The 20,623-nt window shown below is 58.0% G+C and carries 17 protein-coding genes and 1 tRNA gene; 12 read left to right on the top strand and 6 right to left on the bottom strand.

Features of this window, described 5'->3' with window-relative positions; genetic code table 11:
• The 7 genes from Q0899_RS10380 (at position 1) to Q0899_RS10410 (ending at position 8,065) form a co-directional block, all read left to right on the top strand.
• Complete coding sequence (locus Q0899_RS10380; RefSeq protein ID WP_298293483.1) at positions 1 to 846, top strand: carbohydrate ABC transporter permease; 846 nt, start codon at positions 1 to 3, stop codon at positions 844 to 846.
• A 1-nt stretch (position 847) separates the two neighbouring features.
• Positions 848 to 2,947 carry an alpha-galactosidase gene (locus tag Q0899_RS10385; RefSeq protein WP_299192666.1) on the top strand — a complete coding sequence of 700 codons (2,100 nt, stop codon included), beginning with the start codon at positions 848 to 850 and terminating at the stop codon, positions 2,945 to 2,947.
• A gap of 97 nt (positions 2,948 to 3,044) precedes the next feature.
• Positions 3,045 to 3,815, top strand: a complete 771-nt coding sequence (locus Q0899_RS10390) for an SDR family oxidoreductase (protein ID WP_299192668.1) — start codon at positions 3,045 to 3,047, stop codon at positions 3,813 to 3,815.
• Positions 3,815 to 4,720: a 2-dehydro-3-deoxygalactonokinase gene (locus tag Q0899_RS10395; protein WP_299192670.1), complete on the top strand. Its 906-nt coding sequence runs from the start codon at positions 3,815 to 3,817 to the stop codon at positions 4,718 to 4,720. Before Q0899_RS10390 ends, Q0899_RS10395 begins: the two co-directional genes overlap by 1 nt.
• Positions 4,717 to 5,322 carry a 2-dehydro-3-deoxy-6-phosphogalactonate aldolase gene (locus Q0899_RS10400; protein ID WP_299192672.1) on the top strand — a complete coding sequence of 202 codons (606 nt, stop codon included), beginning with the start codon at positions 4,717 to 4,719 and terminating at the stop codon, positions 5,320 to 5,322. Before Q0899_RS10395 ends, Q0899_RS10400 begins: the two co-directional genes overlap by 4 nt.
• On the top strand, positions 5,319 to 6,167 hold the full coding sequence (locus Q0899_RS10405) for an SMP-30/gluconolactonase/LRE family protein (protein ID WP_299192674.1): 849 nt from the start codon (positions 5,319 to 5,321) through the stop codon (positions 6,165 to 6,167). Before Q0899_RS10400 ends, Q0899_RS10405 begins: the two co-directional genes overlap by 4 nt.
• Entirely contained in the window at positions 6,164 to 8,065 is a 1,902-nt protein-coding gene (locus Q0899_RS10410; RefSeq protein ID WP_299192676.1) for a beta-galactosidase, read from the top strand. Before Q0899_RS10405 ends, Q0899_RS10410 begins: the two co-directional genes overlap by 4 nt.
• A 35-nt stretch (positions 8,066 to 8,100) precedes the next feature.
• On the opposite strand, the gene Q0899_RS10415 is transcribed toward Q0899_RS10410, so the two are convergent.
• Positions 8,101 to 8,177 (bottom strand) — tRNA-Met (locus Q0899_RS10415).
• 115 nt (positions 8,178 to 8,292) lie between these two features.
• Here Q0899_RS10415 and Q0899_RS10420 point away from each other — a divergent pair.
• The 4 genes from Q0899_RS10420 to Q0899_RS10435 all read left to right on the top strand — a co-directional run bounded on the left by Q0899_RS10420 (position 8,293) and on the right by Q0899_RS10435 (position 13,241).
• Entirely contained in the window at positions 8,293 to 9,705 is a 1,413-nt protein-coding gene (locus tag Q0899_RS10420; protein ID WP_299192678.1) for an FAD-binding oxidoreductase, read from the top strand.
• A 43-nt stretch (positions 9,706 to 9,748) separates the two neighbouring features.
• Entirely contained in the window at positions 9,749 to 11,152 is a 1,404-nt protein-coding gene (locus Q0899_RS10425; RefSeq protein ID WP_298361736.1) for a mechanosensitive ion channel family protein, read from the top strand.
• Positions 11,153 to 11,202: 50 nt separating this feature from the next.
• Complete coding sequence (locus Q0899_RS10430) at positions 11,203 to 11,589, top strand: hypothetical protein (protein WP_298293496.1); 387 nt, start codon at positions 11,203 to 11,205, stop codon at positions 11,587 to 11,589.
• Positions 11,590 to 11,873: 284 nt separating this feature from the next.
• Positions 11,874 to 13,241, top strand: coding sequence for a D-alanyl-D-alanine carboxypeptidase family protein (locus Q0899_RS10435; RefSeq protein ID WP_298295891.1), 1,368 nt, complete (start codon positions 11,874 to 11,876; stop codon positions 13,239 to 13,241).
• Positions 13,242 to 13,246: 5 nt separating this feature from the next.
• Here Q0899_RS10435 and Q0899_RS10440 read toward each other — a convergent pair whose 3' ends face one another.
• From Q0899_RS10440 to Q0899_RS10460, 5 genes are all read right to left on the bottom strand, one after another.
• Positions 13,247 to 14,839, bottom strand: a complete 1,593-nt coding sequence (locus Q0899_RS10440; protein ID WP_298293498.1) for an ABC transporter ATP-binding protein — start codon at positions 14,837 to 14,839, stop codon at positions 13,247 to 13,249.
• Complete coding sequence (locus tag Q0899_RS10445) at positions 14,836 to 15,942, bottom strand: ABC transporter permease (RefSeq protein WP_298293500.1); 1,107 nt, start codon at positions 15,940 to 15,942, stop codon at positions 14,836 to 14,838. The genes Q0899_RS10440 and Q0899_RS10445 overlap by 4 nt, the downstream gene beginning before the upstream one ends.
• The gene (locus Q0899_RS10450) at positions 15,939 to 17,024 is read right to left on the bottom strand and encodes a microcin C ABC transporter permease YejB (protein WP_298293502.1); all 1,086 of its coding nucleotides are present in this window, start codon (positions 17,022 to 17,024) and stop codon (positions 15,939 to 15,941) included. The genes Q0899_RS10445 and Q0899_RS10450 overlap by 4 nt, the downstream gene beginning before the upstream one ends.
• A 15-nt stretch (positions 17,025 to 17,039) precedes the next feature.
• Positions 17,040 to 18,956, bottom strand: a complete 1,917-nt coding sequence (locus tag Q0899_RS10455; protein ID WP_298293504.1) for an extracellular solute-binding protein — start codon at positions 18,954 to 18,956, stop codon at positions 17,040 to 17,042.
• Between the two features lie 174 nt (positions 18,957 to 19,130).
• A complete protein-coding gene (locus Q0899_RS10460; RefSeq protein ID WP_298293506.1) occupies positions 19,131 to 19,658 on the bottom strand; it encodes a cytochrome c family protein in 528 nt (175 codons plus the stop codon).
• Between the two features lie 130 nt (positions 19,659 to 19,788).
• On the opposite strand from Q0899_RS10460, the gene Q0899_RS10465 reads away from it, so the two are divergent.
• Positions 19,789 to 20,622 (top strand): prephenate dehydratase, encoded by an 834-nt coding sequence (locus tag Q0899_RS10465; protein ID WP_298293508.1) that lies wholly within the window; start codon positions 19,789 to 19,791, stop codon positions 20,620 to 20,622.
• The last annotated feature ends 1 nt before the right edge of the window (position 20,623 follow it).

A 20,623-nucleotide genomic window follows, 5' to 3' on the forward strand; every position in this document is an offset into this window, starting at 1 on the left:
ATGTTTCCAACTCCAATTGAGAAATCGACCCCCGGCGTCCAGATTGCGTACAAGACCATGCTGCCCATCGCGCTCTTGGTCTGGCTGGCCCCGCTCTTGGCGGTCGCCCTCTTCTCCATCAAGCCCGACGCGGACTTCACCACCGGCAACTACTGGGGCTTCCCGTCAAGCTTCGAGGGCTTCACCAATTACGGCCTCGTTTTCGGGTCCGACATGCCGCGCTACATGCTGAACTCGCTCTTGATCACGATCCCAACGGTGCTGGGCTGCATCATCCTCAGTTCCATGACCGGCTTCGCGCTGGGCATCTACAAGTTCAAGGCCAACATCTGGGTCTTCTTTATGTTCGTGGCGGGCAACTTCGTGCCCTTCCAGATCCTGATGGTGCCGGTGCGCGATCTGACGCTAGACATGGGGCTCTACAACACCATCCCCGGCCTCGTGCTGTTCCACATCGCCTTCCAGACGGGCTTCTGTACGCTCTTCATGCGCAACTTCATCCGCGCGCTGCCGTTCGAACTGGTGGAGGCCGCCCGTGTCGAAGGCATCTCGGAATTCCGCATCTTCTGGTTCGTGATCATGCCGCTGATGAAGCCCGCGCTGGCCGCCATGGCGGTGCTGATCTTCACCTTCATCTGGAATGACTACTTCTGGGCCGTGGTGTTGACGCAGGGTGTTGAATCGCAGCCTGTTACGGCGGGGATCACATCCTTCAACGCGCAATTTCGTGCGGCTTACCACCTGATGAGTGCGGGTTCCATCGTTGCGGCTTTGCCCCCGGTGGCCATGTTCTTCCTGATGCAGAAACACTTCATCGCGGGCCTGACCCTCGGAGCAGTTAAGTAAAATGATCGACGAGACTTTCCAAGCATGGCGCTTGGACGATGTGCGGCAGACGCTGGTGCTGGCCGCACGCCGGACACGGCTGCCCGAAGTGGTCTATTGGGGCCCACCCTTGCCCAAGGGCGAGGACCTCGGCACGCTCTATCACGCCTATGCGCTGGACGTCACCGGCGGCATGCTGGACGAGAACCCGGATCTGTCGATCCTGCCCGAGGCATCGCGCACCTTCCCCGGCCAGCCCGGCCTGATCCTGCGCGCCCAGGACGGCTCCCCGCTCTTGCCGAAATTCTGCTTCGACGGGGCCGATGAAACCGACGACACGCTCACCTTGCACTACAAGGATGACGACACGAACCTGCGCTACACCGCCCGGTTCCAGACCGATCCCGACACCCGGATCATCACCGCCAAGGCGTTCCTCGACAGCGATGACCCCGTGCACCTGCACTGGCTCTCCGCCCCTGTCATCCCCGGCCCACAGCTCAGCGACGAAATGATCGACGTGGCGGGCCGCTGGACGGGTGAGTTTCAGCTCAACCGCACCGCATGGTCGCCGGGCATGCGCTACCGCGAAAACCGCACGGGCCGCACCGGGCACGAACATTTCCCCGGCCTCATCGTGCCGTGCCGCGGGGCGACCAACACCCAAGGCCACGCCTACGCGTTCCACTACGGCTGGTCCGGCGGGCACAAGATGATCGCCGAGGAGCTCCCCGACGGCCGCCGCCAAATCCAGTTCGGTCACGCCGCCCGGATGGAGGTCAACGCCGCCAAGCATTTCGAAAGCGCCTCGCTCTACCTCACCTTCTCGGATGATGGCCTCAACGGCTGCGCCGTCGCCTTCCAACGCCACCTGCGCGACCGCATCATCACGCCGGCCAACGACAAGCCGCGCCCCGTGCATTACAACTGCTGGGAAGCCGTCTATTTCGACCATAAACTCGACATCCTGCAAGACATCGCCACCCGCGCCGCAAAGCTTGGTGCGGAACGTTTCGTCCTCGATGATGGCTGGTTCGGGCAGCGCGATGACGACACCACGTCGCTTAGCGACTGGCAGGTCGATCCGCGCAAGTACCCTGACGGCCTCGGCCCTCTCATCGACCACGTCCACGGCGAAGGCATGACCTTCGGCATCTGGTTCGAGCCTGAGATGATCAACGAGGACAGCGACCTGCACCGCGCCCACCCCGATTGGGCCTTGGGCTCCGAAGACCAGACCTTGGGCCGCCAGCAAAAGGCGTTGAACATGGGGCTGCCGGAGGTCCGCGACTTCGTCTACGACCGCATGGCCGCGATCCTCACCGAATACCCGATCGACTACATCAAATGGGACCACAACCGCGTGCTCCCTGCCCCCGATGCCGATCAAACCCGTGGCTCCTACGCGCTCTTGGACCGTCTGCGCGAAGACTTCCCGCATGTCGAAATTGAAAGCTGCGCGTCGGGCGGCGGCCGCATCGACTTCGGCATCATGAAACGCACGCAACGCGTCTGGCTGTCGGATTCAAACGACGCGCTGGAACGGCTCAAGATGCAGCATAACGCGGCGCTGTTCCTGCCCATGTCCGTCACCGGCTCCCATGTCGGCCCCCGCAAATGCCACACCTCTGGCCGCATCCTCGATATCTCCTTCCGCGCATGGGTCGCCGCCCAACGCCACATGGGGTTCGAAATGGATCCGCGCGAGCTAAACGAACATGAAGAAGCCGTCCTGAAAGACGTCACCTCTTGGTGGAAACACAACCGCGACTGGCTGATCCCGGCAGACATCCTGCGTCTCGATTCAGCTGACCCCGCCGTCATCGCCGAACAGCAGCTGTCGCGTGACGGCAGCAAATTCGTGATCTTCGCCGGCAAGGCCGAAACCTCCGACCAAATCGCGCCCCGCCCCCTGCGCCTGACCCGCCTGTTCCACCACGCCACTTACCGCGTCCGGCTCATCAACCGCGAAAGCGGCGCACCCGCGACCCTGTCGCGCGGCACGCCCGTGTTGAAGGAAAAAGCCATCGAGGTGTCCGGCGCGTGGCTGATGACCCAAGGGGTGACCCTGCCATGGTCCTTCCCGGAATCCATGTGGGTCCTCGAAGGGGAACGGCTATGATGGGGACGGCGTTAACGAATTATCACAGTACCGCCCCTGTCGGTACAGGCTGTGTACAGGGTGTGTACGCGCTGTGTACGCCAGAAAAGAGGTTAACATGAACAAATTCGCGACATTCCACGACCTCGAAGGCGCATCCGTCTTCATCACCGGCGGCGGCTCCGGCATCGGTGCCTCGTTAACGGATGGCTTCATGGCCCAAGGCGCAAAAGTCGCCTTCATCGGGCGGTCTGATGCGTCTGAATTCGTCGAAGAAATGACCGAAAAACATGGGGTTGCGCCTTTATTTGTCCAAGGCGACATCACCGATACGGACGTTTTGACTGCCGCCATCGAGAAATCGGCTGACACAAACGGTCCCATCACCTGTTTGGTTAACAACGCCGCCAACGACAAGCGCCACACAACGGAAGAAGTTGATAGCGAATTCTTCGACTGGATGATGGCCATCAACCTCAAGGCCTATTTCTTCGCCTGCCAAGCCGTTGTTCCGCAAATGAAAAAAGCCGGTTTCGGCTCGATCATCAACTTCTCATCCATCTCCTACATGATGGGCAATGCGGGCTACCCGCTCTATACGGCGGCCAATTCAGGTATTAACGGAATGACCAGATCGCTGGCCCGGGAGTTCGGCCCCGACAAAATCCGCGTTAACGCTTTGGCCCCGGGTTGGGTTTTGACCCAAAAGCAAAAAGACCTCTGGGTCACCCCTGAAGGGTTGGAAAATCACCTTTCTCGTCAATGCCTTAAGGACACTTTGGACCCCGACGACATGATCAACGGCGTGCTCTTTCTGGCCTCCAACACGTCCAAAATGATGACCGGCCAAGCGCTCGTCATTGACGGCGGCGTCGTCGTAACCGGTTGATGTCAGGGGAAAAAACATACGCCGACTGGATCGCAGTCGATTGGGGCACGTCCAACCTGCGCGCGTGGGCCATGACCTCTGATGGCGCCATCAAGGACATGGTCACCTCCGACAAAGGCATGTCCAGCCTCACCCCTGAGCAATTCGAACCCACCCTGATTTCCCTTACAGAACAATGGCTTGGCACGACCGAAACACCGGTCATCGCCTGTGGCATGGTCGGCGCGCGGCAAGGTTGGGCGGAAGCCCCCTACCGCACCGTCCCCACCACGCCCCACGGCGCATTAAGCCCTTGTTCTACAACAGATAATCGTATCTCCGTCTATATTCTGCCGGGCCTGAAACAGGACAAACACCCCGACGTCATGCGGGGCGAAGAGACCCAAATTGCTGGCTTCCTTGCCGACAACCCCGACTTTGACGGCGTCCTATGCCTGCCCGGAACCCACACCAAATGGGTGCACATTTCTGCCAAGGAAATTGTTTCTTTCCAAACAGTTATGACCGGTGAACTCTTTGCGTTGCTGTCCAAGAATTCGGTCTTGCGCCACTCCGTCGACAGCAAGGACTGGGATGAAGACGCGTTTATCGACGCTGTTTCTAACACAACCGCCCGGCCCGAAACACTTGCCGCCCAGATGTTTCAAATTCGCGCCTCCCATTTGCTGGAAGCCACGCAACCATCTGTTTCCAAATCGAAATTGTCCGGCCTGCTGATCGGCGCAGAACTCGCCGCAACCAAACCCTACTGGCTCGGCCAACAAATCGCGCTGGTAGGTGACCCCGTTCTCAATGCCATCTATCTCGCCGCCCTCCGCGCCCAAGGCCTGGACGCGACGCAACACACCAGCGACGACCTCACCGTCAAAGGCCTGACCGCTGCCTATAAGGACCTGATTTCATGAGTAGAAACCTCATCGCCATCCTGCGCGGCATCACCCCCGCCGAAGCCCTCCCCATCTGCGAAGCCCTAATCGAAGCAGGCATCACCAAAATCGAAGTGCCGCTCAACTCACCAGACCCTCTGGACAGCATTGGTGCCATGGCAAAAGCCTTTGGTGACAAGGCCTTAATCGGCGCCGGCACGGTGCTCAGCCCCCAAGACGTGGCCGCAGTCGCGCGTGTCGGAGGCAAGCTGATCGTGTCCCCAAACGCCGATACAGAGGTGATCCAAGCCACCAAAGCAGCAGACCTCGAAAGCTGGCCGGGAGTGTTAACACCCACCGAGTGTTTCGCGGCTCTCAAAGCCGGGGCAAATGGCCTGAAAGTTTTCCCCGGCTTCGCCATGGGCATCGAAGGCCTGAAAGCCATCCGCGCCGTTTTGCCAAAAGAAACCCAAGTCTACATGGTCGGCGGCGTCGGCCCTGATGGTTTTGCAGAGTGGAAAGCAGCTGGCGCGAACGGCTTCGGCATCGGCTCCGCACTCTACAAACCGGGCCGGACGGCAGGCGAAATTTTCCCGATCGCACGCGACATGGTCGCGGCATATGACGCCGCCTTCACTTGAGCGAAATCTACGACAACCGCGCCTGCGAGCTGGGCGAGGGGCCGCTGTGGCATCCCTTGCGCAACCAACTTTTCTGGTTTGATATCAATGGCAAACGGCTGCATTGCGACGATGGGCAAACATGGCAATTCGACGAACATGTGTCAGCCGCTGGCTGGATAAACGCGACCGAATTTCTGGTCGCGAGCGAAACAGCACTATTGCGTTTTGATATCGAATCCGGGGCTAAATCCGAAATCTGCAGCTTAGAAGCAGACGACCCGGAAACGCGTAGCAATGATGGTCGCGCCGACCCATGGGGCGGGTTCTGGATTGGCACCATGCACAAAGAGGCCGCAAATGCAGGCGGGGCGATTTACCGGTTCTACGAAGGCGAACTGCGCCAACTGTTCGCGCCCATATCCATCACGAACGCGATCGCGTTTGCACCTGACCGGAGCTGCGCATACTGGGCCGATACGGCCGCGCAGAAAGTGTTCCGCACGGCGTTGGATGCACAAGGGTGGCCCACATCGGCCCCGACAGTTTTTCTGGATTTGGTGGAAGGCGACCTTAACCCGGACGGGTCAATTGTTGCAGCGGATGGCAGCTACCTTAACGCCCAATGGGGTGCCTCGCGCGTGGCGCGCTACGATGCAACGGGCGCGTTTCTTGAAGCATATGACTTCCCGACGTCGCACATAACCTGCCCCGCATTGGGCGGACCAAATCTCAGCACGCTCTTTGCGACATCCGCCCAGCAAGGTATGGATGACGCGCAATTGACCCGAGAACCGGATGCCGGAAAGACATTTTCCCTCGAAACATCCATCAACGGTCTGCCCGAGTATCAGGTGAAATTATGAACCGTAGCATTGGCGTTTGCTACTACCCCGAACACTGGCCCGAAGATATCTGGGAACAAGATGCCGCCGACATGGCCAAGGCCGGCCTAACTTGGGTGCGGATCGGGGAATTTGCCTGGTCCAGAATGGAACCGGAGCCTGGCGACCTGCAACTTGAGTGGCTGGACCGCAGTATCGCCATTCTGGGTGAGGCCGGGCTGAAGGTTGTCTTGGGGACACCGACAGCGACGCCTCCACGCTGGATGGTTGAAAAACATCCCGACATGTTCGCGGTAGATGAGACCGGCAATATCCGAGGCTTTGGGTCGCGCAGGCATTATTGTTTCAGTCACGAAGGCTACAGGGCTGAGAGCCGGCGCATCACCGAGATTTTGGCGCAGCGCTATGGCGCAAACCCGTATGTCGCCGCGTGGCAAACCGACAATGAATATGGCTGCCACGACACCACACTGTCATACTCAGATGCAGCGCAGGCGGCGTTTCGGGACTGGCTTGCGCAAAAGTATCAATCGACCGATGCGTTGAACCGAGCCTGGGGCAATATCTTCTGGTCGATGGAGTACGACACGTTCGACCAAATTGGCCTTCCCAACCTGACAGTCACAGAACCCAATCCATCCCATGCGCTTGCATTCAGACGATTTAGCTCTGATCAAGTCGCGGCTTTCAACCTTGAACAGGTGCGGATCATCAAAGCGCATTCTGACGCCCCGATCCTGCACAACTACATGGGTCGGATCACCGATTTTGATCACTTTGCGGTCGGCGCGGACCTCGATATCGCGTCTTGGGACAGCTACCCGCTGGGCTTCCTTGAGGACCGCATGGAAGACGGCGATGCCCACAAACGCACTTATGCACAGCAGGGCGACCCTGATTTTCAGGCTTTCCACCATGATCTCTACCGTGCCGTCGGACGCGGCCGCTGGTGGATCATGGAGCAGCAACCTGGCCCGGTGAATTGGGCCCCGGTCAACCCCGCCCCCCTTCCAGGCATGTGCCGCCTTTGGGCGTGGGAAGCTTTTGCACACGGCGCTGAGGCGGTGTGCTATTTCCGCTGGCGGCAAGCCCCATTTGCGCAGGAACAGATGCATGCTGGCCTTCTGAGGCCAGACCGTTCCCCTGCACCCGCTTTGGCAGAGGCGAGCCAGGTCGCCGAAGAAATAGCGCAGCTGCCGGATGTGTCGACTGCCAAGGCACAAGTCGGGCTGGTCTTTGACTACGCATCAGCTTGGGCGTGGGACGTTCAGCCGCAAGGGGCCGGTTTCGACTACTTCCGGCTTGTATTCGAGTATTATCGGGGGTTGCGCAAACTCGGCCTTGATATCGACATTCTGCCGCCTGATTGCGCTGACCTGTCCCCCTACAAGCTGGTCTTGGCCCCTGGGGTTCTAACGCTTTCGGACGCGTTGCTCGGTGCGCTCAATACTTTTGATGGCGTCGCGCTAATCGGCCCGCGCAGCAACACCAAAACAGAAGAGCTTACTATCCCAACCCCGCTTCCACCAAACCTGCCTGGGCTTGATGCGACCATCACCCATACCGAAACCTTCCGGGCCGACATGGAACGCTCCCTGGAAAGCAGCGGCGCAATCAGGCATTTGCAAGAACATTTGGAAGGCTCGGCGACGATATTGGATCAGACTGCTGAAGGTGTCCCGATTCTGATCGGCAATGATCAGATCCAATATCTCGCCGCATGGCCCGATGAAGCGGCGCTAGGGCGCATCCTGTCCGCTCTATGCCAGAAACAGGGTATTCAGACGCGACCCGTCTCGGCCGGTCTTCGTATCCGCCGGACTAACACCCACGTCTTCGCGTTTAACTACGGGCTGGAGCCGGTGAACTTCGATGGCCAAACCATCCAACCTGCGGGCGTCTACTGGACAACAATATAACAAAAAACCCGCGAGCCATAGGCCCACGGGTTTGTTGGTGGCGTTAGGTGGACTTGAACCACCGACCTAACGATTATGAGTCGTTCGCTCTAACCAACTGAGCTATAACGCCAATGGGCGGGAGATATGAAAAGCAGGCGGCAGGGTCAAGCGGGAATTGGCGTAACACATGCTTGCCTTTTCACTTTGGGACGACAGAGTAGTCGCAAGCCCCAAAGGAGACGAGAATGCAGCTGCTGGAAACACTCAAACGTATCGTGGGTGATGCGCATGTTTTGACCGGCGACGACGCGGCCCCCTTTGGCAAAGACTGGACCGGCAAATACATTTCCACCCCTTTGGCCGTAGTGCGTCCGGCCACCACGCAAGAGGTCAGTGCTGTAGTGAAGACCTGCAGCGTCGCTGACGTTCCGATTGTTCCTGTGTCGGGCAATACTGGTCTCTCCGGTGGGGCGTACGCGGAAGGTGCGATCATGATTTCGCTGTCTCGTATGAATGCCATCCGTGAAATTCGCCCCGACGCCCGCGTGGCCATTGTGGACGCGGGTGTTGTGTTGTCCTCCCTCCACGAGGCTGTGGACGCACATGATCTGGTTTTCCCGCTGTTTTTCGGCGCGCGTGGCTCGGCCATGATAGGCGGGGTTCTGTCTACGAATGCCGGCGGCTCCAACGTGCTGCGATACGGCAATACCCGCGCGTTGTGTTTGGGATTAGAGGTGGTGCTGCCCGACGGCCGCATCATGGACCTGATGAGCGAACTGCACAAAGACAACACCGGCTACGATCTGAAACACCTGATGATCGGGGCGGAAGGAACGCTTGGTCTGATCACTGCAGCTGTTTTGAAGCTGAGCCCGAAACCGCTGGCCTATGCGACCGCGATGGTGGCCACACCTGACCTACCCGGGGCGCTTTCGTTACTCAATCAGTTGCAATCGGCGACAGGCGGCGCGGTTGAAGCGTTTGAATACATGCCGCGGGCCTATGTCGAGCGTCATATCGCGCGCATTCCAGGCGCGCGTGAGCCGTTTGACGCCCCCTATGACGTGAATATCCTTGTTGAAGTCGGGGCGACCGCACCACGCGACGCAGACGTACAACCGGATGGCAGCGTGCCGGTGACGAACTATTTGGAAGAGGTTCTGAGTGGTATGCTTGAGGACGGGACCGTCCTTGATGCGGTGGTGGCCAAATCTGATGGGCAACGCGCCCAGATGTGGGAACGCCGCGAATCCGCGGCCGAAGTGACGCTGACAACGCCCACTTTGGTGGATAACGACGTCTCTGTACCGGTGGACAAGGTAGGGACCTTCCTCGATCGCATCACCGAGCGTGTTCAAAAGCTGGATCCCGGCGCGGCGGAATTGACTGTGTCACATCTGGGCGACGGCAACCTTCACTACACTGTCTTCCCAAATCAAACAGACGCGGAACACCGCGACCTTATCCGCCAACAAGTTGAAGAGGTGACCCGCGAGCTGGGGGGCAGCTTCTCGGCAGAGCATGGCATCGGGCTGACGAAACTGCCCAGCATGACCCGCAACAAGGATGCCGTCAGCATGGATGTTATGCGCCTCATCAAAGCGGCGTTGGACCCAAAGGGCATCATGAACCCCGGCAAGGTCATTCCCAAGGTGTAATTTGGGCTGGCGCGCCAAAGCGCCCTGCCCTTAAAGTTGCACCATGTTGACCCGCTTTCTTTTCGCGCTTTGCGCCGCTTTCGTCCTCTTACTCAACCCAGCCTTTGCGCAGGAACAAGCGGCGGAGGCCGACAGTGCGGATGTCGAGGTTACCGACCCCACTGCATCTGTCTCGGTAGAGCCGGTTGCCCGAGACGAAGAAATCGAGGAGCGTATCCTCGAAATCCTCCGTGCAACTGGCTGGTTCACAGGGGCGCAGGTGAATGCGACTGACGGTATCGTCTTTCTGGATGGGCGGGCGATAACGGAAGAGCACAAAATCTGGGCTCGCAACCTGGCCACAAACACCCAAGATGTCGTGGCAGTGGTGAATAGAATAACAGTCACGCAAGAGGTGAACTGGTCTTTCGCCCCGGCGCTCAAGGAAATCAAGAACGTCACCTTGCGCGCTGCAACGTCCCTGCCGCTGATCATCTTTGCGATCGTCATTCTCCCAATCGCGTGGTGGCTATCTGCGACCGTCGCGGGGCTGATGCGCCGGTGGCTGCTTGGCGGCATGGAATCCCCTCTTTTGCGCGACATCTTCTCTCGCATTCTAGCCCTGCCGATTTTCCTCATTGGTTTGTATGTCGTTTTGCAGGTTGCAGGGTTGACGCAGCTGGCGTTCTCGTTGCTCGGCGGTGCCGGTGTCCTGGGTATCATCGTCGGTTTCGCATTCCGTGACATCGCGGAGAACTTTCTGGCCTCCCTGCTCTTGTCGATCCGGCGCCCGTTCCGATCCGGTGACTACATTGATGTTGGCGGTATGCAGGGGTCGGTTCAGTCCATGAACACCAGGTCCACGGTGTTGTTGTCCTCAGAGGGGAACCATATCCAAATCCCGAACGCCACAATCTTCAAAAGCACCATCGTCAATTACAGCGCGTCGCCGATCCGGCGCGAAACCATTGAGGTTGGCGTAGGGTATGACGCCTCCATCGCGCGGACGCAGGAAATCGTCATGGAGATGCTTGACGCGCATGACGCGGTCATCAAAGAACCGCACCCGATGGTTTTGGTCGACTCTTTGGGAGCGTCAACGGTGAACATCAAATCCTATTTCTGGATTGATGCGCGCAACTATTCGGTCCTCAAGGTCAAATCGGCCATCCTACGTCAGGTCAAACGCGTACTGACTGAAGAGGGCATCTCGATGCCGGATGACGCGCGCGAAGTGATCTTCCCGCAAGGTGTGCCGGTGCTGCAGCTTGCCGGTGCGGCTGAGAAGAAAGCGAAGGCCTTGGCCGACCGCGACATTCGCGAAAGCGCCGAGGAGAGCGCCTTGGCCGAACCGAGCGTGTCAGATGCCGAAAGCAACCTGACCAACGAACAGACCGAGCTTGAAGTGCTCACATCGGAAGCCGAAATTCCCGAAAACGACACCGACCTTTTGGCAGAGAAAAGCTAACGCGGAAGAGAAACCCTTTCTTCATCGGTCATATGTCTTATGCTTTGGGTATGCTGAGACCCATCGCCTTTCTGATCCTATTGGCTTGCGCCGCCTGCACCAACCCCCGGGAGGCCTGTATCAGCGACGCCACAAAAGATCTGCGGATCGTTCAGGGGCTTGTTGCTGACACGCAAGCCACGCTTGAACGTGGCTACGCTATCCAGACGGAAACGCGGACTGTTCTATATACCGACTTCTGCATCGGCACTGGGATCAGGAACGGTCATTTCAACTTTTGCAACCGTGCCCAACCTGTGACCAGCCGCACGCCCGTCGCAGTTGATCTTGATATGGAACGGCGAAAGCTGCGGTCTCTGCAGCGCAAAGAACGTGAGTTGAAAGCCAAATCAGCAAGCGAAATTCAACGCTGCGAATTGGCAAACCCTGTGACTTGATCCGTTGATGCAGCGCCGTCACGCAATTGGGGCGGAAATGTGGCAACCAAAGCCATCAAGCAACATGTAGTGGTCAAAGCGGCAATAGCCGCTACATGTATGATAGCGACATCAACACAAACCTCAAACTCCTTGAAACTAAAGTGTTTTCCGAAACGAGCTTCTATGCTACGGTCCCTCAAACGCCGAAAATCGGCAAATAACTATAAATGGGGGATGCAACGACATCTCCCGAGGCAGAAACGGGCGGTCGCGTGTATCCACGGCTTTTGGAATTGGTCCGAATGGGCCTATGTGTTTTGGCGTTTGCGGTATCCGCATCGTCAGTGGCAGCTGCGCCTTACGCAGCGATGGTGATGGACGCACGGTCCGGCAAGGTGCTGCACGCACGAAACGCCGACACCAGGCTTCATCCGGCATCCTTGACCAAGATGATGACGCTCTACGTCACGTTTGAGGCGATCCGCCGGGGCGAGCTGACGCTTGATACCAAGGTCAAGATTTCTCGCAAGGCCGCCGCCGAACAACCCTCCAAGCTGGGGTTGAAAGCAGGTCAGCGCATTGCGATCCGGTATCTGATCCGCGCAGCAGCCGTGAAGTCCGCCAATGACGCGGCCACGGCCTTGGGCGAGGCAGTATCCGGCAGCGAGGCCGCCTTTGCACGCCGCATGACCCGTACCGCCAAGGCGCTGGGCATGACCAACACGACCTTCAAGAATGCACATGGTCTGACGGAAAGCGGCCATATGTCGACAGCGCGTGACATGACCACGCTTGGGCGTCACATGATTTATGACTACCCGCAATACTATAACCTGTTTTCCCGCCAGACGACGCATGCCGGGGTCAAACAGGTGTCCAACACCAACCGTCGCTTCCTGCAGAATTACAAAGGCGCTGACGGGATCAAAACCGGTTACACCCGCGCTGCCGGTTTCAACCTTGTGGCATCCGCCGAGAAGGGCAACGAGCGGATCATCGCGACCATGTTTGGCGGCAGCTCAACCGCGGCGCGGAACGCCCGTGTCGCCGAGTTGCTGGATATGGGGTTCAAACGGGCCCCGTCGAATACCGCATTGCGCAAACCATCTTTGCCAAGCTATCGCGGCGTCAAAGAAGAGCCGAAAATCATCAAGGTCAAACCAACCATCACCGCCGTGCCCCGCAGCCCACGACCCACCGAACGGCCTGAAGCAGCGCCTTCACCAGAGATGTTGCTTGCGGTGGTGAAAGATGTGAATGAGCAGGTGACCTCCGCCCGCGAAGAGGTTCAGGTGGCCAAGGCTGCAAGTGCCCCAACCGTAACGCCGATCAAACGTCCCGGTAACCTCGTGACGGCGGCGTTGCAGCCGACCGAAATTGTCCGCAAACCCGCCCAGAGACAAATCATCACCCGGGCGTCCACCTCTGGTGGGCGACACTGGGGAATTACATTGGGCTATCACACGACACGCCACTCGGCTGAGCGGATGCTGTTGCAGACCGCGTTGCAGGAGATCGAGACCTTGAGCGACGCTTTGAGAAAGGTCGCGAACAAGCCCAAAGGGTGGGAAGCGAATTTTGTGGGGATGACCAAGGAACGGGCCAATCTTGCCTGTGCGCGGCTCGAAGCGCGTGGTCAGCAATGCGAGACCAGAGGGCCCACTGGCTAGTCAGCTCAAGATTTCAGGTCCAATGCCGCCGCCAGCAGGCGACGGGTGTAATCCGTCTGCGGCGCGTTGAACACGTCCTGAGCAAGCCCGGTTTCGACCACATCGCCTTGCTTCATCACCATCACCTTGTGGCTCAGCGCACGAACCACTTTCAGGTCGTGGCTGATGAACAGGTAGGCCAGTTGGTACTTTCTCTGCAGCTCGCGCAAAAGCTCAACGATCTGGACCTGAACGGTCATGTCGAGCGCGGATGTCGGCTCGTCCAGCACCACCAGTTTGGGGCGCAGGATCATGGCCCGGGCAATCGCAATGCGCTGCCGCTGGCCGCCAGAAAACTCATGCGGATAACGGTGCATCATGTCGGGTTTCAGCCCGACTTCTTCCATGATCTCCGACACCATCTCGCGCGGGTCGCGACCCGGCGCGGTGCCATGAACGGCCAAACCTTCTGCGATGATCTGTTCCACCGTCATGCGAGGGCTTAGTGAGCCATAAGGGTCCTGAAACACAATTTGCATATCAGCCCGCAATGCCCGCAGGTCCTTCGACTTCAAACCGTCAACGCGCCCCGACATGAACGAGATCGGGCCTTCGCTTGAAATCAGCCGCATCACAGCAAGCGCCAGCGTTGTTTTGCCGGAACCGGATTCACCCACAATGCCAAGCGTCTCGCCCGCCCGTACCGAAATGGTGGCGGCGTTGACGGCCTTCACGTGACCCGTCACGCGACGCAACAACCCTCGGTAGATGGGAAACCAGACGCGCAAGTCCTCGGTCGACACGATCTCGGCTGCATCTTGCGGCACAGGGGCCGGTTCACCCGTAGACTCTGCTTCAAGCAACATCCGGGTGTAGGGATGCTGAGGATTGTCGAAGATTTCTGCTGTGGGGCCCGTCTCCACGATCTCGCCATGCTGCATGACGTAGACGCGGTCGGCAATCTTACGCACCACGCCAAGGTCATGGGTGATAAACAGCAACCCCATATCCTCGGCGTTTTTGAGGTCTGCCAGAAGTTCAAGAATTTGCGCCTGAATGGTCACGTCCAAAGCGGTCGTCGGCTCATCTGCAATGAGCAGTTCAGGTCCGTTGGCAAGCGCCATGGCAATCATGATCCGTTGACGCTGCCCACCCGACAGTTGATGCGGATAGGACGACAAACGGCTCTCGGCGTTGTGGATGCCGACCTTAGTGAGCAGCTCTATCACACGGTCGCGCGCCTTTTGGCCGGACAAACCTTGGTGCAGAGTCAGGCTTTCGGTGATTTGCTTTTCCAACGTATGCAGCGGATTCAGGGAGGTCATCGGCTCCTGAAAGATGAAGCTGATATCGTTGCCGCGCACCTGCATCAATTCGCGTTCCGTCGCGTTGGTCAGGTTGCGATCTTCATAGTGGACCGTACCCTCAACCGTGGCGCTGTCAGGCAGCAGTTGAACGGTGGACAGCGCCGATACGGATTTGCCTGACCCGGACTCGCCCACAAGCGCAACGGTTTCCCCTTTGTCGACATAGAAGCTGACGCCTTTCACGGCATGGGTTGTCGCCCCGTCTTGGCGAAAACTCACCTTGAGGTCCTTCACGTCCAGCAACCGCGTCATTGAAAGGTCTTTCTGGGGTCAAACGCGTCGCGGATGCCTTCAAAGATGAAGACCAGCAGCGACAGCATGATGGCAAAGGTGAAGAATGCAGTGAAGGCAAGCCACGGCGCTTGCAGGTTCTGTTTGGCCTGCAAGGTCAGCTCCCCCAGTGACGGCGCGGAGGAAGGCAGGCCAAAGCCCAGAAAGTCCAGCACCGCCAGCGAGCCGATCGTGCCCGTCACGATGAACGGCAAGATGGTCAGCGTGGCAACCATCGCGTTGGGCAGCATGTGGCGGAACATAATCGTCGCGTTGGACACACCAAGCGCACGCGCGGCGCGAACGTATTCGAAGTTGCGCGCCCGAAGAAATTCCGCACGCACGACACCTACCAAGGCGGGCCAGCCAAAAAGAATAGTCAGGAACACCAGCAGTGAGAAACTTCGTCCCAGAATGGCAAACATGATGATGATGACGTACAGGCCAGGCGTTGCCGACCAAATCTCCAGAATGCGCTGGAAGATCAGATCAACCAATCCACCAAAGTAACCCTGCACCGCACCTGCGATAACACCGATTACGGACGCGATCACCGTGACGATCAGGGTAAACACAATGGACAGCCGGAACCCGTAGATCACCCGTGCAAGCACATCGCGGGCGGAGTTGTCGGTCCCCAACAGGTGAGTGCTGTCGGGCGCTGACGGAGCCGTACCCTCAATGTCGTTGATGGTCGTGTAGCTATAAGGCAGCAATGGATTCAGGATGAAACCCTTGCTAATCTGCTCTCCGCCGATTTCGCCATCTTCGGCATCGGCGATCAGCGCTTCCGGGTCGTCCCAACATTCCTCCAGCCCACCGGTTTTGATCAGGCACTGAATTTCAATGTCGCGGTAAACGGCCTCTGATCGCAGATCGCCGCCAAAAGCAGTCTCAGGGTAGAAACTGGTGATCGGCGTGAAGTATTCGCCCTGATACTTGACCAGCAATGGGCGGTCATTCGCGATGAGTTCGGCGCAAAGCGACAACCCGAACAGAATACTGAAGATCCAGAGCGAATACCAAGCGCGGCGGTTGCGCTTGAAGTTGGACCAACGGCGCTGATTGAGCGGGGACAACCTCATGTTTCGCGGCTCTCGAAATCGATACGCGGATCGACGAAAACATACATCAGGTCAGACAGAATATTGATCAGCAACCCAATCAGACCGAAGAAGTACAGAGTGCCGAAAACAATCGGATAATCTCGGGCGACTGCTGCCTCGAATGTAAGCCTGCCCAAACCATCAAGCGAGAACACCGTTTCGATGATCAGAGAGCCGGAAATGAATACACCAAGGAAGACCGCAGGGAACCCGGAGATAATGATCAGCATCGCGTTGCGGAACACATGTCCGTAGAGGACCTGCTGTTCAGACAGGCCTTTGGCTTTTGCGGTGATGACATATTGCTTTGATATCTCATCAAGGAAGCTGTTCTTGGTCAGCAGCGTCATTGTCGCAAACCCGGATATCGTGACCGCAACGACCGGCAGAATGATGTGCCACAGATAGTCCAACACCTTTCCGATTGCCGAAAGCTCTTCCCAATTGTCGGAGGTCAGCCCCCTGAGCGGGAAGATTTGCCAGAATGACCCACCCGCAAAAAGCACGAGCAACAAGATAGCGAACAAGAAACCCGGGATGGCATAGGCCACAATGATGGCCGCCGACGTCCAGGTGTCAAAGGATGACCCGTCCCGTATCGCTTTGCGAATGCCTAGCGGAATCGAGATCAGGTATGTTAACAACGTGGACCATAGCCCCAGAGTGATGGAGACTGGCAGCTTATCAGCCACCAAAGAAAGCACCCTTTCTGACCTGAAATAACTTTCTCCGAAGTCAAAGCGGATGTAGTTCCACATCATCGTGAAGAACCGCTCTACCGGCGGCTTGTCGAAGCCGAATTCCTTCTCCAGTTCTGCAATGAAGTCAGCTGGCAACCCCCGCGCACCCTCATAGCCGCTGTTCTCGCCGCCAAGATCACCGCTATCCACACTGTCAGCGCCATTGATGCCAACAAACGCATCTCCGCCGCCTTCAATGCGGGCGATGATCTGCTCGACCGGTCCGCCGGGCACAAACTGGGTCAGGGTGAAGTTGATCACCATGATCCCGAACAGCGTCGGAAGGACCAGCAAAAGCCGTCTGAGGATATAGGCAGCCATTAAGTCAGTTCCGCCTTACCGAAGCACGCCGGAGGCCTTCAACTTGTCCGCAGCCTCCTGATCATACCACCAGAAGTCATAGACGCCGACAGATAGCGGAGGCAGCTCGGCCGGGCGGCGGTAGACGTCATAGTAGGCCAGCCAGTTCTCTTTCTTGTACCACTGCGGGATCGCGAAGCGCAGCGACAAAAGCACCCTGTCCAGCGCATGAACAGCTGTCTTCAGGCCGTCCAACGTGTCCGCATTGATGATCGCCGGGATGATCTTGTCGACCGCAGGGTCGCGCAGCCGCATCAGATTGCGCGAGCTGTTATCGGCGGTCTTTGAGGAGAACCACTGCTCCATCCCCAATGACGGCTCAAACGGCATCTGAAAGCCTTGGTTCGTCATGTCGAAATCACCTGCACGGCGGCGTTCGATGTATTGCGCACGGTCGATCCGCTCCAAATCCGCATCAATTCCCAAGGCCTTGAGATTTTCGATGAACGGATTCACCACGCGGTCATAGAGCGGGTTGAACTGGATGATGTTAAGCGTCAGCACCTTGCCGTCTTTTTCACGGAATTGGCCATTGCCAAACTCCCAGCCGGCCTCGTCCAGCAGCTTGGAGGCCTGCCTCAGCACGCGGCGGGATGGCCGGTTCTTGTCTGCGTCTTGCTTAACCTGTGTGGTGACCTCATCCGTCAGGATGCTTTCGGGCAATAGCCCTTCATCAACCAGCGGCTTCAGGATCGCCAATTCGCCCTCTGAAGGCACCCCAGTTGCGGCAAGGTCGGTGTTCGGCCAAAACGAATCTGGGCGCTCAAAAAGGTCGTAGAAAAGCGCTTTGTTGGACCATTCAAAGTTGAAAGCCAGCCCCACGGCTTCGCGCACCCGCGTATCCTGCCAAGGCTCCCGGTCGAGGTTGAAGACGAAGGACAAAGCTTGGCCCACGGTGCCGTCCACCGGCGTGTCCAGCTTGACCGAGCCGTTCTTTACGTTTTCAAATCCGTATCCTGTCGCCCATTCCTTGGGGTCAGTTTCCGCTTTGAACAGATAGGCCCCCGTTTTGAACGCTTCGAATGCAGCGGTCCGGTCGGCGAAATACTCGGTGCGGATCGTATCAAAGTTGTAATGACCAATGCTGAACGGGTGGTCCTTGCCCCAAAAATTCTCGTCCCGGCGGTAAATGACCTGCCGGTTGTAGTCGAATGTGTCCAGCTTATACGGCCCGGTGCTCATGAAAGGCGCGTCCGTGGCTTTGTCTAGCTGGGCGCCGGTGTCTTCGAACCACTTCTTGGAGAAGGACGGTGTGATGCCCGCGATTGATACCCGGTCCCGTTTGGGCGATTCCGGGTTGAAGGTAAATTTGATGGTGTAGTCGTCGATAACTTCCACATCCTCGAAGAAATTTTCAACGATGCGGCGGTACTCAGGGATACCTTTAGTGCGGAACAGCTCGTTGGTGAATTTCAGGTCATGCGCCGTCAGCCCGGTGCCGTCCCAAAACTTCACATCTTTGCGCAGGTTAAACTGCACATAGGTCAGCGCGTCGTCATATTCGAGCGTCTCGCACAGATAGCAATACATTCCATATGGATCGTCCGCCGTGCTGGTCAGGATGCGCTCTGACCCGATGGTGTTGAGCGCAGCCGGATTTCCGTCCCGCGCATATTGGTTGAAACTATCAAAAGTGCCCAAGGCCCAGGTCGACATCTCGCCGCCCTTTGGCGCGTCGGGGTTAACGTAATCGAGATGTTTGATGTCGGGGCCGTACTTCAATTCGCCGAAGCTCGAATAGCCATGCGAAACCGTGACGCCATCTTCGGCCTTGACCTGACCCGCAAACCCAATCGCCGCTGCACTGAGTATTGCAATGCCTGACCATCTAAACAGCGCCGGGATTGGTGAAACATTCGATACGGCGACAGCTTTGGCTGGGCGTCTGGTCATAAATCGGTCTCCTGCGGGGCTATGCGTTACTCAATACAGAGTTAGACCAGAAAAAGTCTGTTTCACCTAACAATCAAGCGCTGATTGCGGGAAAGTTACCGGATTTGTGTTTCCGGAAACAAAAGGCCGCCCCGAATTGGGACGGCCCTGATTGATTGAATGGATTGTGCGTCCCTATCCGCCAATCCCCTGAAGATAGGCCACTAGGTTGGCCCGGTCGTCGACCTTCTTCAAACCAGCGAAACTCATCTTGGTCCCCGGTGCCCAGCCCTTAGGATCCGCAAGGAAGCCGTTCAGAGCCTCAGCATCCCACTCGCCACCATTGGTCGCCAGCACATCTGAATAGCCGAAGCCGTCAACAACGCCGATCGGACGGTTCACGATAGAATAGAGGTGCGGACCCGTACCGTTCGCGCCGTCCTCCAGCTTGTGGCACGCCTTGCATTTGGAGAACACTTTCTCACCCTTTGCGGCATCAGCAGAGGCCAACACTTCAGCAAAGTCTATCTCTGGCTCTGCTTCTTCATCAGCGCCGCCGGCGTCGGCTACCTCAATTAAGTAACCCTGCGCATGTTCTTCACCGTCACCATGGCCGCCGCCGCCATGATAGATCAGCTCGGCGCCCCAACCGCCCAACAGAAACAAGAGCAATGCGCCACAACCGGCGCCCAGGATCTTGGTGGATGTCATCGTATCGAACATGAGTTTCGTCTTACCTTGGCTTATGCGGTCAGGATTCCGCAGTGAATTCGAGGCTATGTAGCGGGTTCCCCTGCCCTTTATCAAGGTGTAGAAGGCGCGACGAAACGCCCATTTTTACGAGAACGCACCAATGGCACCAAAAATCGCCTTCCAAGGAGAGCTTGGCGCCTACAGCCACGAGGCTTGCGCCGCGGCCCGCCCCGACCATGAGCCCTATCCCTGCGCGACGTTTGAGGACGTGATCGAGGCGGTGCGTGGCGGCGAGGCCGAGCTTGCCATGCTACCGGTCGAGAACTCGACATACGGGCGCGTCGCCGACATGCACCGCCTTTTGCCAGAATCTGGCTTACACATCGTTGACGAAGCATTTGTGCGGGTCCGCATCGCACTTCTGGCCAATCCAGGCGTGGAGCTTGCGCAGATAAAAACAGTGCGCGCCCATCTTGTACTGATCCCACAGTGCCGCGGTTTCTTGTCCAATAACGGTATCCGGGGCGAGGCCGCCGCTGACAATGCAGGTGCCGCGGCGGAAGTTGCCGCGTCCGGAACGACCGATACTGGGGCTCTGGCCTCCGCATTGGCGGCCAAGACATACGGGCTGAACGTCTTGGCCGAAGGCATTGAGGACAACGACACCAACACAACGCGCTTCTTGGTGATGTCGCGCGAAGAAAACCTGGAACGGCGGGGCGACACCCATATGCTGACCTCGTTTGTTTTCAGGGTCCGAAACATTCCGGCCGCGCTCTACAAAGCGATGGGCGGATTTGCGACCAACGGCGTCAATATGGTGAAGCTGGAAAGCTACATGCTTGATGGAGAATTCACTGCGACGCAATTCTATGCCGACATCACCGGCCACCCGGACGACCCCGCGGTGAAGCGCGCGCTTGAGGAATTGTCCTATTTCACTTCTGAGCTAGAAATTCTGGGCACCTACCCGGCCGCCTTTTCTCGTTCGTAGC

It is taken from the genome of uncultured Litoreibacter sp., assembly GCF_947501785.1.
Classification (GTDB): Bacteria; Pseudomonadota; Alphaproteobacteria; order Rhodobacterales; family Rhodobacteraceae; genus Litoreibacter.

Excerpts from the sequence above, each read along its gene's own strand:
- Q0899_RS10380 (WP_298293483.1), top strand. The coding sequence starts at position 1 with ATGTTTCCAACTCCAATTGAGAAATCGACCCCCGGCGTCCAGATTGCG.
- Q0899_RS10385 (WP_299192666.1), top strand. The coding sequence starts at position 848 with ATGATCGACGAGACTTTCCAAGCATGGCGCTTGGACGATGTGCGGCAG.
- Q0899_RS10390 (WP_299192668.1), top strand. The coding sequence starts at position 3,045 with ATGAACAAATTCGCGACATTCCACGACCTCGAAGGCGCATCCGTCTTC.
- Q0899_RS10395 (WP_299192670.1), top strand. The coding sequence starts at position 3,815 with ATGTCAGGGGAAAAAACATACGCCGACTGGATCGCAGTCGATTGGGGC.
- Q0899_RS10400 (WP_299192672.1), top strand. The coding sequence starts at position 4,717 with ATGAGTAGAAACCTCATCGCCATCCTGCGCGGCATCACCCCCGCCGAA.
- Q0899_RS10410 (WP_299192676.1), top strand. The coding sequence starts at position 6,164 with ATGAACCGTAGCATTGGCGTTTGCTACTACCCCGAACACTGGCCCGAA.
- Q0899_RS10420 (WP_299192678.1), top strand. The coding sequence starts at position 8,293 with ATGCAGCTGCTGGAAACACTCAAACGTATCGTGGGTGATGCGCATGTT.
- Q0899_RS10425 (WP_298361736.1), top strand. The coding sequence starts at position 9,749 with ATGTTGACCCGCTTTCTTTTCGCGCTTTGCGCCGCTTTCGTCCTCTTA.
- Q0899_RS10430 (WP_298293496.1), top strand. The coding sequence starts at position 11,203 with ATGCTGAGACCCATCGCCTTTCTGATCCTATTGGCTTGCGCCGCCTGC.
- Q0899_RS10435 (WP_298295891.1), top strand. The coding sequence starts at position 11,874 with ATGGGCCTATGTGTTTTGGCGTTTGCGGTATCCGCATCGTCAGTGGCA.
- Q0899_RS10440 (WP_298293498.1), bottom strand. The coding sequence starts at position 14,839 with ATGACGCGGTTGCTGGACGTGAAGGACCTCAAGGTGAGTTTTCGCCAA.
- Q0899_RS10445 (WP_298293500.1), bottom strand. The coding sequence starts at position 15,942 with ATGAGGTTGTCCCCGCTCAATCAGCGCCGTTGGTCCAACTTCAAGCGC.
- Q0899_RS10450 (WP_298293502.1), bottom strand. The coding sequence starts at position 17,024 with ATGGCTGCCTATATCCTCAGACGGCTTTTGCTGGTCCTTCCGACGCTG.
- Q0899_RS10455 (WP_298293504.1), bottom strand. The coding sequence starts at position 18,956 with ATGACCAGACGCCCAGCCAAAGCTGTCGCCGTATCGAATGTTTCACCA.
- Q0899_RS10460 (WP_298293506.1), bottom strand. The coding sequence starts at position 19,658 with ATGTTCGATACGATGACATCCACCAAGATCCTGGGCGCCGGTTGTGGC.
- Q0899_RS10465 (WP_298293508.1), top strand. The coding sequence starts at position 19,789 with ATGGCACCAAAAATCGCCTTCCAAGGAGAGCTTGGCGCCTACAGCCAC.